We start from the raw sequence: 14034 nt of genomic DNA on the forward strand, positions 1-14034 counted from the left end.
ATTATACCTAAAAGTGAATTTTTTAATAGTTTATTTAACTTGACATTTTATCGAAATAAAGTAAATTTAAGATAAATTAGGATGTTTTTATCCTAATTTATAAAATAGCGAGGTGATTTTATGAGAATTCATACAGATAATTTAGTTTCAATGACAGAAGCAAACCAAAATTTTTCAAAGGTTGCAAAAATGGTTGATAATTCTGGATCAGCTATAATTTTAAAAAATAATAAACCAAAATATTTATTGATCCAATATGAAGATATAAAGCAAAATGAATATTATAAAAATGAAGATATTGAGGATATTTCTAAAGATATTCTCAATGAATTTAGTCATGTTTTTGAAGAACTTGCAAAATGAAAAAATTTACTAAAGAGCAAGTGATCCAGCTTCATAAATCCCTGATTGAAAACTTCGGAGGTATTGAAGGAGTACGTGATGATGATTTGTTAGACCTATCAATCAACTCTGCATTTCAAACAATGTTTGGAAATAATATTTATGACACCCCTGTAGAAAGAGCTTGTCAACTTGCTTACTCATTTATAATGAACCATCCTTTTATCGATGGAAATAAAAGAATAGGTACATATTTGATGCTTATATATCTAAAATTAAATGGCTATAAGATAATAGCTAATGATGATGAAATTATAAATATTATTATGGAAGTTGCCAGTTCTAATTGTAATAAGAATGTTTTTAAAGATTGGATTTGCAAAAATACAGAAAGGATAAGTTATGACTAAATATAAAAAGGAAGATTTAAAGAAAATTTTAAGCGAAGAAGCCTATCATGTGACCCAGGAAAATGGGACTGAGATGCCTTTTTCTTCTGAATATGACAATTTTTATGAGGATGGGATTTATGTAGATATTGTCTCTGGTGAGCCACTTTTCTCATCTCTTGATAAGTATGATGCAGGCTGTGGTTGGCCTTCTTTTACTAAGCCAATTGAGGACACTGAGCTTACAGAAAAGGATGATTTCACCCTTATGAGAAAAAGAATTGAGGTAAGAAGCAAGGAAGCTGATAGCCACCTGGGCCATGTTTTCCCAGATGGACCAAGAGAGGCTACTGGTCTTAGGTATTGCATAAATGGAGCTAGCCTTCGCTTTATCCCAAAAGATAAGCTTGAAGAGGAAGGCTATGGCAAGTTTTTGAAGCTTTTTGATTAAATTTAAAAAACTGGAAGGATTTTCCAGTTTTTTTATGCCTTTACAGGGCTTCCATTTAGGTATAGGTCAATCATTTTTCCTATCTCTTCTCCTAAATTTTCATCACCAAGGTCAAAATCGCCCTTTAGGCTTAGATCCATAGTCATGGCCCTTAGCATATTTACTTGGCTTATGCCGTGTTCTAGATTTTTTCTTTCTGTAATTTTTTGATCTTCCTCATAGGCTTCTAAGAGGTCGTCAAAAGTTCTTGAAACCAAGCTTTTGCCGTCAGTCTTTTTCATTATTTCAAGGATTTTCTCATAAAGAGCCTTATAGGAAATATTTCCTGTAGCTAGGGCGTAGGTTTTTTTGTGATTTTCTAACTCTAGGGCAAAGATTGCTCCTTGAGCTAGGGCTTTTGCTGAAATTATTGGAATCACACCCTCTGTGACAGGTATTGTTGCATTTGCCCTTACTAGGTCTATGTGGGCTGCTAGGGAATTTTTGTTAGACTTTCCTAGTATTAGGCCCGGCCTTAGGATTGAGACATTCATAAGGCCATCGCCTTCAAAGATTGCTATCGATTCTTGCATGAGCCTTGTTTCAATGTATGGCTCGTGGTGGTAATTATATTTCCTTAAGATTTGGTTTTTTTCTGCTATTTCTGACCTATAATCTCCCAAAAGAAGGAAATTTCTGATGCCAGCTTTTTTGGCAAGCCTTGCTATCCTACCTGTTGGAAGGACGTTTCTCTCATAAAAGAATTTGCCAGCAGGCTTTCTAGGCACAACTAGATCATCTATGCCGCCGGCATAGACAAAGCTATCGCAATCACCAATCATCTCCATAGCTTGCTTATCTCCTAGGGCAAAAAAATCTGCTAGGACATATTCTAAATTTTCATTTTCTTCTATATCGCTAGATTTAATCAAATCTACCGCTTTTATCTTATAACCCTGGTCAAGACCGTATTTTATAAGCTCTCTGGCAAATAAATTGGCCCCTCCTAGGATAAATATTTTCCTAATATTTTTCATCTTTTACCTAAAATTTAATTCCAAAATAATTTTCTACTGCTATGTGTTGGGTGCCGTATTTTAGATCTTCCTTGGCATCCTCACCCTTGATGATTTCAACAAGTCTTAGGGCTAGATAATTTGTAACAGCAGCACCTCTTCCTGTTGTGATGTTGCCATCTGTGACTACTATTTGATCATCTATATATTCCCCAACATTTTTAAGTTCTTCCTTAATAGTTGGGAAGGATGTGGCCTTTTTATCAGCAAGGACTCCTGCCCTATCAAGCACTATTGGACCAGCGCAGATTGCAGCAATTAGTTTGTTTTCATTGTTAAACTCACGAACTAAATCTATTACCTCGTCATTATCCCTAAGAGTCTCTGCTCCCTTGGTTCCTCCTGGTATATAGACACCATCGTAGGATTTTCTATCTATATCAGCCATAAGCTTATCTGCCTTATATTCTATGCCGTGGGAGGTCTTTAAATTTATAGCTCCTGTTGTAGATACCATATCTACTTCGATGTTAGCTCTTCTTAGATAATCAACGACTGTAAGTATTTCTATAGTTTCATTGCCATTTGCTAAAAGTACACATATTTTCATAACAATTCTCCTTTGTCTTCTCCTATTATTATATGCATTATCTAAGAAAAAAGCTATGGAAAATCCATAGCCTTGATTCTAATAATATTTTTTGTTTATCTTTTCAATTATTGCATCCGGGTCAAAGCCTAGAATTTTTGCAACTTCTTCGCCTGGACCAGATATACCGAACCTGTCAATGGCAATATTTAGACCATCTAAGCCTGTCCATTCGGACCAGCCAAAGGATGTTCCCATTTCAATTGATACTCTCTTTGTAAGCTCTTTTGGTAGTATTTCTTCCTTGTAAGCTGCGCTTTGTTCTCTAAATAATTCCATAGATGGCATAGATACTACTCTAACAGCCTTGCCAGATTTCTCTAATCTTTCTGCTGTTTCAAGGGCAAGAGCCACTTCTGAACCTGTTGCTATTAGTATAAGTTCTGGATTTTCAGCATCTTTTATGATGTAGGCACCCTTATCGATATTTTCTAAATTTTCAGTTTCCTTTAAGGTTGGGATATTTTGACGAGTAAGGGCAATAACTACTGGCCTATCCTTACTTTCTAGAGCCACCTTCCAAGCAAGCCTTGTCTCATTGGCATCTGCTGGCCTTATAACTAGGGTGTTTGGAATTGCCCTTAGCATAGCAAGTTGTTCGATTGGTTGGTGGGTAGGGCCATCTTCCCCAACAGCTACTGAATCGTGGGTCATGGCGTAGGTTAGTGGTAGGTGTGATAGGGCTGAAAGCCTTACAGCTGGCTTTAGGTAGTCAGAAAATACAAAGAAAGTTGACACATGGTGGAAGCTTCCTCCGTGGGCCATGATACCATTGCCTATAGCTGCCATGGCAAATTCTCTTACACCATACCAAATATTTCTACCACATGGGCTATCATCTCTAAAGGCCTTTGAATCCTTGATATTAGTTTTGTTTGATGAGAAGAGGTCAGCTGATCCACCCCAGAAGTTTCTGGTAATCTTTGCCAAGTCTTGGATGATTTCTCCTCCTGATGCACGGCTAGCAAGGGCCTTATCTTCATGAGAATATTTTCTAACTTGGTCCATGAAATTTGCTGGTAGCTCTCTATTGATTCCTGCCATTAATTCCTTGTAATCTTCTGGATATTTTTCTGAGTAAGCCTTTAAAAGCTCATCCCAAGCCTTATTTGCAGATTCTCCTCGTGCTTTAATTCCATCTTCAAATATTTTATAGATATCATCAGAAATTTCAAAATCTGCTGCGCTCCATTCATAGGCTTTCTTTACATATTCAAAGTCTTCTTCTCCGATTGGTGCCCCGTGAACCTTGTTTGTGCCTTGGTTTTTGGAACCAAAACCAATTATAGTCTTAACTTCAATTAGGGTTGGCTTGTCATTTTCCTTAGCCTTTGTTATTGCTTCATAGATTGCATCTAGGTTATTGCCATCGGCAACTTTATCATAGGCCCAATTTTGTGCAAGGACCCTGTCTTTTACAGATTCTGAAAAAGATGTGGATAGGTCCCCATCTAGGCAGATATCATTTGAATCATAAAGGATGATTAGCTTATCTAATTTAAGATGACCTGCAAGTGACATTGCTTCATAAGAAATCCCCTCCATTAGGTCACCATCACCACATAGGGCGTAGGTGTAGTGGTCAATTACCTTCATGTCATCCTTATTATAAAGGGCTGCCATGTGCTTTTCAGCAGCTGCCATACCGACAGCTTGGGCTATACCTTGACCAAGAGGTCCTGTTGTAACCTCTACTCCTTCGGTCATGCCTAGTTCTGGATGGCCTGGAGCCTTTGAGCCGGCTTGTCTAAAGTTTTTAAGCTCATCCATGGATAAATCATAGCCTGATAGGTGAAGTAAGGAATAAAGCATGGCTGATCCGTGGCCTGCTGATAGGATAAACCTGTCCCTGTCAAAAAACTTTGGATTTTTAGGATTTGCCTTCAAAATCTTGTTAAATAAAACATAGGCCATAGGGCTTGCACCCATTGGTAGGCCTGGGTGGCCAGAATTTGCCTTCTCTATCTGGGCAATGGATAGGGTTCTAATGGCATTAATTGCCTTTAAATCATCACTTGTAAACATTAAGTCTCCTTTGCAAAAAATTAGTAGATTTACATATTTATTTCAAGCCTATTATACTTCACTTATCCCCATCATCATAAGAATGTTATTTAATAAACTAGCTTTGCTAGTAGACACAAGCTTAGGCTGAATATTTAAATAAGGCTACAAGGCTTGCGATTAAAATTATAACTGAAAGGATTAAAATGACCTTGCCCATTGGTCTTCCTATATTTACAGTCATCCCCACACCAATTCTCTTATTTACAAAGAGGGCTGGGTCGTCAGGATTATTATAGATTGTAGAGCCAAGCACCCAATTATCATCATCTTCTTCAAAGCTTGTATAGGATAAATTATTAAGTCTTGATCCGTCAGTTCCCACCTTAAAACCTAAATAGATTACTCCTCCAATTGCAGTTATGAGGGTAAGACCTGTTAGAATATTTACAAGACCATCTCCTCCTCCGAAGCTAAAGCTTGTTATACCAATTTCAAAAAGAATGGTCATGAGAAGGGCATTTATCCCTAGATAATAGGACCAAAGATTTTTAGCCTTTGTATTATCAGCTAGAGACCTTTCCGGGTCTTCCTGGCTAAGCCTTGGCCTTGCCTTGATCAAAAAATAATTTACCATGGCAAAAAGTGCCAAATTTGCTAGGCTTATAAGGCTTGGCATAAAGACATTTGCCAAAGTCTTATCTTGGATATCTGTGATATTTCCATTAAAATCTGTATGCATAATAAGCTTATCAGGGAGCTTGTCATAATTTAGGTATAAATATAGGCTGCCACCTATGATTAGGGCAAGACTTAGGCCGTAAATAAGGAAGATTGGCTTGTAAGAAATTTTCCTTACTCCTCCGATGCTTACAAGTTTTTTCCTTTCTTGCTTACTAGACTTACTAATTTTTTTTATTTCCTTGTTGGCCCAAATTAGAGGTATCATGATAAGTCCCAAACTTAGGAAAAAATATAGGCTTATCCAACCGACATTATTTGTCACAAGTGATATTAAATATTGAATAGCTCCTAAGGCTAGAGTTAAAATCAAAGTCATTAGTTTATATTTTTTATTTATTTGTCTCAAACCATCGCTATTTTCATCAAGCCTAATCCCAAAGACGTAGCCTTTTTTGGAAAAAGAATTGACAAAGACTTGCAAGATTCCTACAAGCAAGATGGATGAAGCGTAAAGTATAGAGATGAAATTTCCTTCAGTCATTTTTATCCTCCCAAATATTTTCTATACATGCAATAAAATCTTCCTTGCTAAGGCCCTTAAGCTTGGCAAAAGATGCAAGATAGGCTAATTCATCTTTTATGAGATTGACTTCCTTATCATCTACCGGTTCAAAATCCTTGCCAACCATAGACCCAAACCTCCTGTCCATGACTATGAAACCATCGATTGCAAGGAGCTTGTAGGCCTTATTTACGGTGTGTAGGTTTATACCAATTTCCTCGGCCAAGTCCCTTACAGAAGGCAGCTTGTCTCCCTTCTTTAGGTCTCCACGAGCAAGACCCACAATAAAGGCCCTTCTGATTTGTTCATAAATCGCTATATCCGATTCAAAATCAATTTCTAAAAACATCTTTCCTCCTCCCTATCTGTTATAGATATAATATAACATGTATGTATGATGTGCAAGTCAAAATTACAAAAAAATTTCGCCTTTTAATTTAGGCAAAAAAAGACCACCAGTTACCCGGTGGTCTTTGTATTTTATAGGCTTTGTAGGAATTTTCTTACTGCGCCTTCTTCTTTATTCATTTCTTTAAAGTCTGCTATTATCTTATCAGCAAGGCCTATTTCTACTAGGTTTATGCCAAAGATTTCTTCATTGCCTATAATCTTTAGTAGGCTATCATCGATTCCTTCGTTGTCCTTAAATTTCACATCTTTAAGGTCTTCTTGTAGGCTTGCTAGCATTGGATCTGGTGATGGTTCAAAGGCTTTGCCTTCATCATCTATAGCTAGTAGATATCTTAACCAACCTGCTATAACAGCTGGGATGAATTTTAGGTCTTTGATTGCTTTAGGGTTTTGAGCCTTATAAGCATTTAGGGTCTTACCATATCTTACAGCTACCTTTTGAGATGTGTCTGTTGCTATTCTTTGTGGAGCATCTGGTAGGAATGGGTTAGGGAATCTAACATTTAGTACAGTATCGATAAATTCTTTTGGATTGATGATACCTGGGTCTACTACTACCGGCATGCCTTCTGTATAGCCTACTCCCTTGATGAGTTTAACTAGGTCTTCATCTTTCATCTCTGCACTGATTAGGTCATAGCCAAGTAGGCAACCGTAGACTGCAAGGGCAGTATGAAGTGGGTTTAGGCAGGTTGTTACCTTCATTGTTTCTACTTCATCTACTGTCTTTCTGTCTGTAAAGATGATGCCCTTCTTATCCCATGCTGGATAGGATGTAGCCTTTGATTCTTCTATTACTAAGTATTCTGTTTCTTCTGCATTTACATATGAAGGTGGTTGTGGTCTGCCATCCATAATTGGACTTTCTACTGGGCTGTAGCCTTTTTCCTTTAAGATTTTACCGATTGATTCATCTGCAACTGGTGTAATCTTATCTATCATTGATAATGGGAAAAATACCTTGGTCTCATCTTCTAAATATTCAACGAATTCTTTTTCAACTATGCCATTTTCTACCCAAGCATTGGCAAAATCTAATACTGATGCCTTTAGCTTATCACCATTGTGGCTGCAGTTATCCATTGATGTCATGGTTATTGGATAAGCTCCATTTTTAAATCTGTGGTATAAAAGAGCTGCAACTATGGCCATGGAGTTAGAAACATTAAGGTCCTTATCTTTCATTTCAGCCTTAACTTGATCTGTGAAATCACCATCTAGACCCTTGATATTGTAGCCTTTTTCTGTGATAGTAAAAGATACTACTTTTAGGCTTTCTTTGGCAAAGATTTCTTCAGCCCTTGCCCAATCTTGGCTCTTAGTTGCCTTTACTGTTTCTGCAATTGCTCCTACTACTCTTAGGTCAACAGTACCATCAGATTTGAGTGTTACAGCTGTAGATAGGTTATCATTTGCACCAAATATATAGTCAAGCTTTTCTGCACCAAAGGTTTCAAAAATAATAACTCCTGTATCAGCAAGACCTTCATCTAAGATTTCATCTTGAACTCTTGCTGGGAATGCTCTGAATATGTTTCCACCACCAAAGTGCACCCATTCAGGATTTTCTTTAGTATTTGCTCTAACTTTTTCAATGTCATAGCTTGGCAAGACAAAGCCTTTTTCTTCCCATAGGGCCTTGTCATTTTGAATTGATTGTAGGGATAATTTAACTTCTGTCATATAATTTCCTTTCTTTGCCTAAAAATAGATAACTTAAGCGCTTACATTCTACCTATAAAATTTTTCCTGAATTTATCAGGAAAAAGATTTCTCTCTACTTATATTATATGATAAGAATCGGTTTTTAGCAATTATTTTTATTCTTATTTACAAATAATTTTTCTACAGGCTAATACTTTGATAAAAATCACTTAGGTATGAAACTGTGCTTGCTATATTATAACCAGCGTCACTAATTTCTTTAGAAAAATCTAGCCTGTCATATGGCATAGTATCAAGGATTTCCCTAATCCACTTAGCCTTTTCTAAAGGAAGAAACTTTAAGTAAGGACTTATGCCCACTTCTTTTGGTATCCTGTCTGATGCTAAGACCTTAAGGCCTGATGCCTGGGCTTCTATAGCCGCTATGCCAAGCCCTTCCCTGAGAGATGGAAATAAGAAAAGGTCCGCTGCTGAAAGGTAGGCCCCTACCCTATTACTAGATGGCAAAAACAAGATAAAGTCAGAGACTCCAAGCTCCCTTGCCTTATCTTTAAGCATATTTTCATCTGGCCCATCGCCTAAAAATATTAAGCGAATTCCGGGATTTTTTTCTACAAGTTCTGGCATGATTTCTATTAAAAAGCTTTGATTTTTAACACTCATAAGGCTTGCCACATTTAAAAGCACAAACTTATCGCAAAGGTCAAATTCCTTTCTTATCTTATCTCTTAACTTGTCAGAAAATCTAAATTTATCCAGATCAATCCCATTATTTATCTTTACATAAGAAGCCCCATAGAGGTCTCTACCTGCCTCATCAGAGCAAGCAAACCTATAATCAGAATATTTTATTACCTGACCCTTAAAAAGATTTCTTATAAAGTTTTTAAGCTTTGAGGAATTTTGGATGCCATGGTTATGTGATATAGTCACAAGGCCATGGGCCTTGGCCTTTCTTAGGATAAGGGCCTCTGTTCCCCTAAAGTTGTTGTGAAGAATTTTTATTTCTTTGTGTTTGTCAAAAAATTTATCCAAGTCATTTAAGTAGACCCAAGGTTTAAGTGGATTTAGCTTATCTATTGTAAATACCCTTCCACCAAGACTTTCTATTTGTTCTTTCATCAGTGGATTATCAATCCTGTGGACCAAAAAATCAAAGGCAAACTTATCAGGATCTAGCTTTTTCATTATAGTCATAAGAAGACTTTCGATTCCACCGACTCCCATTGACCCCATGACATGGACAATTCTAATTTTATTTTTCAAGGATTACTCCCTTCTATTACAATATATGATTTCTGTCCTATTATATCATTTTTCATCCTAAACTCATAAAAATTTTAAAAAAATCATCTTTGGTAACTAATGTTACAGATATTTAGTGAAATTTCTTCTATAATTGAAATATAAGAATTGAAGAAGAAAAATCAGGAGGAAAATATATGTTTTGTTATCAATGTCAAGAAACAGCAGGAAATAAAGGATGCACCAAAGTCGGCGTATGCGGCAAGAGTGAAGATGTTGCAAATCTCCAAGATCTTTTAATATATACAACCAAGGGCCTAGCATCTATAGTAATGAAGGCAGGAAAGGTATGTGATAAGGTCTATGACAGGATTTCTAACAATCTTTTCATAACCATAACCAATGCCAATTTTGATGAAGATTTTATCCTAGATGCGGTTAAAAAAACCATGGCCATGAAGGAAAAAATCACAAATAAACACCAAATCACAGACCTAAACGAAGTTGAAGCCTACATATCATTTGATGATGAAGAATTAAAAAGAAAGGCCATCGAAGTAGGTGTTTTAAATATCATAAATGAAGATGAAAGATCTCTCGTAGAGCTTGTGACCTACGGTCTTAAGGGAATGGCCGCCTACAACCACCACGCCAATGTCCTAGGCTACAGAGATGAAAATGTCGATAAATTTATATCTTTCGCCCTAACAGAAACAATCAAAAAGGATAAGGAAATCAACAACCTAATTGACCTAGTAATAAAAACAGGAGAACACGGGGTGGCTGCCATGGCCCTACTAGATAAGGCCAATACCGAAAGATTTGGAAATCCAGAAATGACTGAAGTAGATTTTTCAGCAGGATCAAAGCCAGGCATCCTAATTTCAGGCCATGACCTAAATGATATGGAAATGCTCCTTGAACAAAGCAAGGATGCTGGAGTAGAAATCTACACCCACTCAGAGATGCTTCCTGCCAATTATTACCCAGCCTTTAAGAAATACGACCACTTCCACGGCAACTACGGAAATTCTTGGTGGAGCCAAAATGAAGAATTTGAGAAATTTAACGGCCCAATCCTTATGACAACCAACTGCATTGTCCCACCAAAGAAAAACAACACCTACCTTGATAGGTTCTATACAACATCAAATGCAGCATATCCAGGAGCAATCCACATCGAAGCTGATGAAAATGGCTACAAGGACTTTTCTCCTATAATCGAGAAAGCTAAGAAATGCCAAGCCCCAACAAATCTTGAAGATACAAAGATTGTCGGTGGTTTTGCCCACAATCAAGTCCTAGCCCTAGCTGATAAGGTTATAAATGAAATAAATGAAGGAAATATCAGAAAATTTGTCGTAATGGCAGGCTGCGATGGTAGAAGCTCTAAGAGATCTTATTACACAGACTTTGCCAAAAGCCTACCACAAGACACAATAATCCTTACAGCAGGATGTGCAAAATACCGCTACAACAAGCTAGGCCTAGGAGATATCAACGGCATACCAAGAGTCCTAGATGCTGGTCAATGCAACGATTCATTCTCCCTTGTACAAATTGCCCTAGCCCTAAAGGATGCCTTTGGCCTAGAAAGTGTAAATGATTTACCAATCGAATACAACATAGCTTGGTATGAACAAAAGGCTGTAATAGTTCTCCTTGCCCTTCTAAGCTTGGGAGTTAAAAATATCCACCTAGGACCAACACTTCCTGCCTTCTTATCAGAGACAGTAGTCAACTTCCTAGTAGAAAACTTCAACATAGCTCCAAATACCACAGTAGAAGAAGATTTAGAAAAAATGATTGGCTAAAAAATTTAAGCAAAGTCTCATGGCTTTGCTTATTTTTTATACAGTGGGGTATCTTTTAAAAAGAGGTAAGTATGAATTTAAAAGAAATATCTATATTTAAAAATTTAAGTGATGAAGAAATAAAAGACATGACAGCAAATACTCAAATAATCGAAAAAACCTATGCCAAAGATGCCTATGTCTTTAGGATCGGTGATAGGTCAGGCGACTTGTTTTTTCTAAAGGAAGGAGCCCTTAGCGTTTATCAAATAGATTCAAATGGCAAGAGGTATATCTTCCAAAAATTTGATAAGCAAGTATTATTTGGAGAAGTCTATGCCTACCTAAATGAGCCCTTTGATTTTGATGCAGTCTGCGATAAGGATTCTAAAATCCTTATCATCAAGGACTTTAAGGGCCTATTTGAAAGGTCAAACAATCAAAAATTCCTAAAATCCTATATCACCTTCCTATCCAAGAAATGCCTGGCCCTTTCTAAGAAAAACCAAATCACTTCCCAAATGAGCCTTCGCCAAAAGATTGCCAAATATTTTCTAGAAATAGAAGAAGATGGCAAGATAAATCTAAATATGAATAGGGAGGCCCTAGCAGATTTCCTAACCACAACCAGGCCATCTCTTTCTAGAGAACTGTCAAAGATGGCCGATGATGATCTACTATCTATAAATGGATCAAAAATTGCCGTAAACAAGGAAAAATTAACGGAAATTTTATAAAAGACCTAGGCAAGGGCCCGAAAATATTATATAATAATCCTATATTATTTTATAAAGGATAACTATGCAATATTTTTTCAGACACACAACAGATGGGACTTTTGCCTTCAACATGACCTATGTTAGGCTTGGTCTAATTCTATTTTTACTAATAGTTTACAAACTCAAAGACAAAAAAAAGCTTTTAGAAAGTTTACTTGTTACTTCCCTTATCCTTCAGGGAGTCTTATTTGCCTGGTATGCCATGGATTTTGACCTTTTAATTAAGGAAGGCCTTCCTCTTTACCACTGCAGGCTTGCAGGGATAATGGTTGCGATTTCTTACTTTTTAAGAAAAGAAAAAATCCAAAGCTATTTTGCAGACCTGGCTCTAATTGGGACAAGTATCGCCTTTTCTATACCAGATCCATCCAAATTTGCCTGGCCCCATGTCACAAATCTAACCTATGTGGCCAACCACTACGTCCTAATGGCTTGTGGAATGCTAATTTGCCTAAAAAATAAGCAAAAATTAGGATTTAAAGAGATTTTTCTAACGACAGCTGTTATAAATTCTATAATTTTAATCCTAGACCTAAGCCTAAATGCCAATTACGGCTACCTAGTCAAGGTCCCTATAGAATATTTCAACGGCCTTAGCCCAATAATAATCTCCCTAGCCATGACAGGCCTAATGAGCGGGGCGATTTATCTAGTAGAAATTATTAAAGAGAAAATCAGAAATAAAAAAGGAAGAAAAAATTAAAACCGACGCAAAACCGACGCAAATTTTTGCGTCGGTTTTTGTTTTTCTAATATGTCATTTTTAATAAAATATCATTCTCTTATTGCCTGAAATTAGGGTTCTTACTTGTCTTTCTGTAAAGATTGCGTAGTCGCCTTCCATGGTGTGTTTTAGGGTTGATAGGCCTACCCCAAATTCTAGGGCATCGTACATATCATTGCCCTTTGAGTAGGAATTGATAAGTCCTGCTGCAAAGGCATCTCCTCCTCCTATCCTATCTACTATATCAAAGGTGTAAGCCCTGGTTTTGATGTATTCGTCCCCACAATAGGCACCTGCTGATAGGGCGTTTTTGGAGGCTGAAAATGAGGTCCTGATTGTGGATATAGCATATTTCAGATCATATTTCCTGTATAGATCTATGAGCATGTTTGATACACTTACATGGTCAAATACTCCCTTAAAGGATGAGTGAAGGGTAGGAAGTACTCCTATTAGGATATCGACATCATCTAGGATTGACCTATAAAATTCTGCCGCCTGATCTAAAGGCCAAAGGTTTGACCTGTAGTTTAGGTCAAAGATTACTTCTACATCGTATTCTTTGGCTCTTTTTATAGCATATCTGGTAAGTTCTCTACCTTCTTCTGATAGGGCTGCTGTTATGCCTGATAGGAAGAAAATCTTAGCATCTTCGAATATGTCTTTCCAATCAAATTCAAAGTATTTGGCCTGACTCATGGAGGAATTTTTCCTGTCGTAGATTACCTTGGATGGCCTTAGGCCTATGCCATTTTCTGCATAGTAGATTCCTATTCTTTCTCCACCCCTGGCTATATGGCTCATATCTATGCCAAAGTCTCTGAGGCTATCTATGGCTGCATCTCCTATGAAATTGTCTGGAAGTCTTGTGATCATTTTTACCTTTTGGCCTAGGTTGGCTAGGGCTATAGCTACATTGGCTTCACTGCCCCCGTAGGTGGTCATAAAATTTTCTGCTTGGATAAATCTTTCATGACCTGGTGGGGAGAGTCGTAGGATTAGTTCTCCCATGCAAACAATTTTATCTTTCATTTTTCCTCCTTTCGGTATCGGGAGTTAAGGGCTGGCCCTTAACTATCCCATTTTTTGTAAATTATTTACTTAATTAATAGTTATTATTTACTATTTTTCTTCGTAATTTTATCAATTAGTAAGTTATTTTTTATTTACTATTGAATCTTCGTAAATAGGGGGAACCCAAGGGGGCAGCAGAGGCCCTATGGTACCCCCAAAAAGTTGTAGCTCAATTTCTTACAATACAAATATATTATAGATTGATGGTGGCCCTTTTCTATAGAAAAGGGCGATTTATCAAGATAATATACTGATTTTTTCTTTCGA

At 37.0% G+C, this 14034-nt stretch carries 14 protein-coding genes; 6 read left to right on the forward strand and 8 right to left on the reverse strand.

Annotated elements, in window-relative coordinates; translation table 11 throughout:
- The first annotated feature begins 120 nt into the window (after positions 1-120).
- Genes NH288_RS08745 through msrB form a run of 3 tightly spaced genes read left to right on the forward strand, consistent with a single transcriptional unit; the run spans position 121 to position 1182 of the window.
- Positions 121-363 carry a type II toxin-antitoxin system Phd/YefM family antitoxin gene (locus NH288_RS08745; protein WP_265214685.1) on the forward strand — a complete coding sequence of 81 codons (243 nt, stop codon included), beginning with the start codon at positions 121-123 and terminating at the stop codon, positions 361-363.
- Positions 360-752, forward strand: coding sequence for a type II toxin-antitoxin system death-on-curing family toxin (locus tag NH288_RS08750; RefSeq protein WP_265214686.1), 393 nt, complete (start codon positions 360-362; stop codon positions 750-752). The genes NH288_RS08745 and NH288_RS08750 overlap by 4 nt, the downstream gene beginning before the upstream one ends.
- Positions 745-1182, forward strand: a complete 438-nt coding sequence (gene msrB / locus NH288_RS08755) for a peptide-methionine (R)-S-oxide reductase MsrB (protein WP_265214687.1) — start codon at positions 745-747, stop codon at positions 1180-1182. Before NH288_RS08750 ends, msrB begins: the two co-directional genes overlap by 8 nt.
- Positions 1183-1214: 32 nt before the next feature.
- Here msrB and NH288_RS08760 read toward each other — a convergent pair whose 3' ends face one another.
- From NH288_RS08760 to NH288_RS08790, 7 genes are all read right to left on the reverse strand, one after another.
- Positions 1215-2198: an NAD-dependent epimerase/dehydratase family protein gene (locus NH288_RS08760; protein WP_265214689.1), complete on the reverse strand. Its 984-nt coding sequence runs from the start codon at positions 2196-2198 to the stop codon at positions 1215-1217.
- A gap of 7 nt (positions 2199-2205) precedes the next feature.
- Complete coding sequence (locus tag NH288_RS08765) at positions 2206-2787, reverse strand: DJ-1 family glyoxalase III (RefSeq protein ID WP_106461489.1); 582 nt, start codon at positions 2785-2787, stop codon at positions 2206-2208.
- A 78-nt stretch (positions 2788-2865) separates the two neighbouring features.
- Complete coding sequence (tkt, locus tag NH288_RS08770; protein ID WP_265214692.1) at positions 2866-4851, reverse strand: transketolase; 1986 nt, start codon at positions 4849-4851, stop codon at positions 2866-2868.
- A gap of 121 nt (positions 4852-4972) precedes the next feature.
- Positions 4973-6055 (reverse strand): DUF5808 domain-containing protein, encoded by a 1083-nt coding sequence (locus tag NH288_RS08775; RefSeq protein WP_265214693.1) that lies wholly within the window; start codon positions 6053-6055, stop codon positions 4973-4975.
- Positions 6048-6425, reverse strand: a complete 378-nt coding sequence (locus tag NH288_RS08780) for a GntR family transcriptional regulator (RefSeq protein WP_265214695.1) — start codon at positions 6423-6425, stop codon at positions 6048-6050. Before NH288_RS08780 ends, NH288_RS08775 begins: the two co-directional genes overlap by 8 nt.
- A gap of 131 nt (positions 6426-6556) precedes the next feature.
- The gene (locus NH288_RS08785; RefSeq protein ID WP_265214696.1) at positions 6557-8170 is read right to left on the reverse strand and encodes a mannitol dehydrogenase family protein; all 1614 of its coding nucleotides are present in this window, start codon (positions 8168-8170) and stop codon (positions 6557-6559) included.
- A gap of 162 nt (positions 8171-8332) precedes the next feature.
- On the reverse strand, positions 8333-9418 hold the full coding sequence (locus tag NH288_RS08790) for a glycosyltransferase (RefSeq protein ID WP_265214698.1): 1086 nt from the start codon (positions 9416-9418) through the stop codon (positions 8333-8335).
- A 176-nt stretch (positions 9419-9594) separates the two neighbouring features.
- On the opposite strand from NH288_RS08790, the gene hcp reads away from it, so the two are divergent.
- The 3 genes from hcp (at position 9595) to NH288_RS08805 (ending at position 12672) form a co-directional block, all read left to right on the forward strand.
- Positions 9595-11211: a hydroxylamine reductase gene (hcp, locus tag NH288_RS08795; RefSeq protein ID WP_265214700.1), complete on the forward strand. Its 1617-nt coding sequence runs from the start codon at positions 9595-9597 to the stop codon at positions 11209-11211.
- 71 nt (positions 11212-11282) lie between these two features.
- Positions 11283-11927 carry a Crp/Fnr family transcriptional regulator gene (locus NH288_RS08800; protein WP_265214701.1) on the forward strand — a complete coding sequence of 215 codons (645 nt, stop codon included), beginning with the start codon at positions 11283-11285 and terminating at the stop codon, positions 11925-11927.
- Between the two features lie 64 nt (positions 11928-11991).
- Complete coding sequence (locus NH288_RS08805) at positions 11992-12672, forward strand: YwaF family protein (RefSeq protein ID WP_265214703.1); 681 nt, start codon at positions 11992-11994, stop codon at positions 12670-12672.
- A 60-nt stretch (positions 12673-12732) separates the two neighbouring features.
- Here NH288_RS08805 and NH288_RS08810 read toward each other — a convergent pair whose 3' ends face one another.
- Complete coding sequence (locus NH288_RS08810) at positions 12733-13725, reverse strand: sugar kinase (protein WP_265214705.1); 993 nt, start codon at positions 13723-13725, stop codon at positions 12733-12735.
- Between the last annotated feature and the right edge of the window lie 309 nt (positions 13726-14034).

The organism is Anaerococcus sp. NML200537, from assembly GCF_026131715.1.
GTDB lineage: Bacteria > Bacillota > Clostridia > Tissierellales > Peptoniphilaceae > Anaerococcus > Anaerococcus kampingae.

What these genes read in the sequence shown, in the direction of transcription:
- NH288_RS08745 (WP_265214685.1), top strand. Translation starts at nt 121, where the DNA reads ATGAGAATTCATACAGATAATTTAGTTTCAATGACAGAAGCAAACCAA.
- NH288_RS08750 (WP_265214686.1), top strand. Translation starts at nt 360, where the DNA reads ATGAAAAAATTTACTAAAGAGCAAGTGATCCAGCTTCATAAATCCCTG.
- msrB (WP_265214687.1), top strand. Translation starts at nt 745, where the DNA reads ATGACTAAATATAAAAAGGAAGATTTAAAGAAAATTTTAAGCGAAGAA.
- NH288_RS08760 (WP_265214689.1), bottom strand. Translation starts at nt 2,198, where the DNA reads ATGAAAAATATTAGGAAAATATTTATCCTAGGAGGGGCCAATTTATTT.
- NH288_RS08765 (WP_106461489.1), bottom strand. Translation starts at nt 2,787, where the DNA reads ATGAAAATATGTGTACTTTTAGCAAATGGCAATGAAACTATAGAAATA.
- tkt (WP_265214692.1), bottom strand. Translation starts at nt 4,851, where the DNA reads ATGTTTACAAGTGATGATTTAAAGGCAATTAATGCCATTAGAACCCTA.
- NH288_RS08775 (WP_265214693.1), bottom strand. Translation starts at nt 6,055, where the DNA reads ATGACTGAAGGAAATTTCATCTCTATACTTTACGCTTCATCCATCTTG.
- NH288_RS08780 (WP_265214695.1), bottom strand. Translation starts at nt 6,425, where the DNA reads ATGTTTTTAGAAATTGATTTTGAATCGGATATAGCGATTTATGAACAA.
- NH288_RS08785 (WP_265214696.1), bottom strand. Translation starts at nt 8,170, where the DNA reads ATGACAGAAGTTAAATTATCCCTACAATCAATTCAAAATGACAAGGCC.
- hcp (WP_265214700.1), top strand. Translation starts at nt 9,595, where the DNA reads ATGTTTTGTTATCAATGTCAAGAAACAGCAGGAAATAAAGGATGCACC.
- NH288_RS08800 (WP_265214701.1), top strand. Translation starts at nt 11,283, where the DNA reads ATGAATTTAAAAGAAATATCTATATTTAAAAATTTAAGTGATGAAGAA.
- NH288_RS08805 (WP_265214703.1), top strand. Translation starts at nt 11,992, where the DNA reads ATGCAATATTTTTTCAGACACACAACAGATGGGACTTTTGCCTTCAAC.
- NH288_RS08810 (WP_265214705.1), bottom strand. Translation starts at nt 13,725, where the DNA reads ATGAAAGATAAAATTGTTTGCATGGGAGAACTAATCCTACGACTCTCC.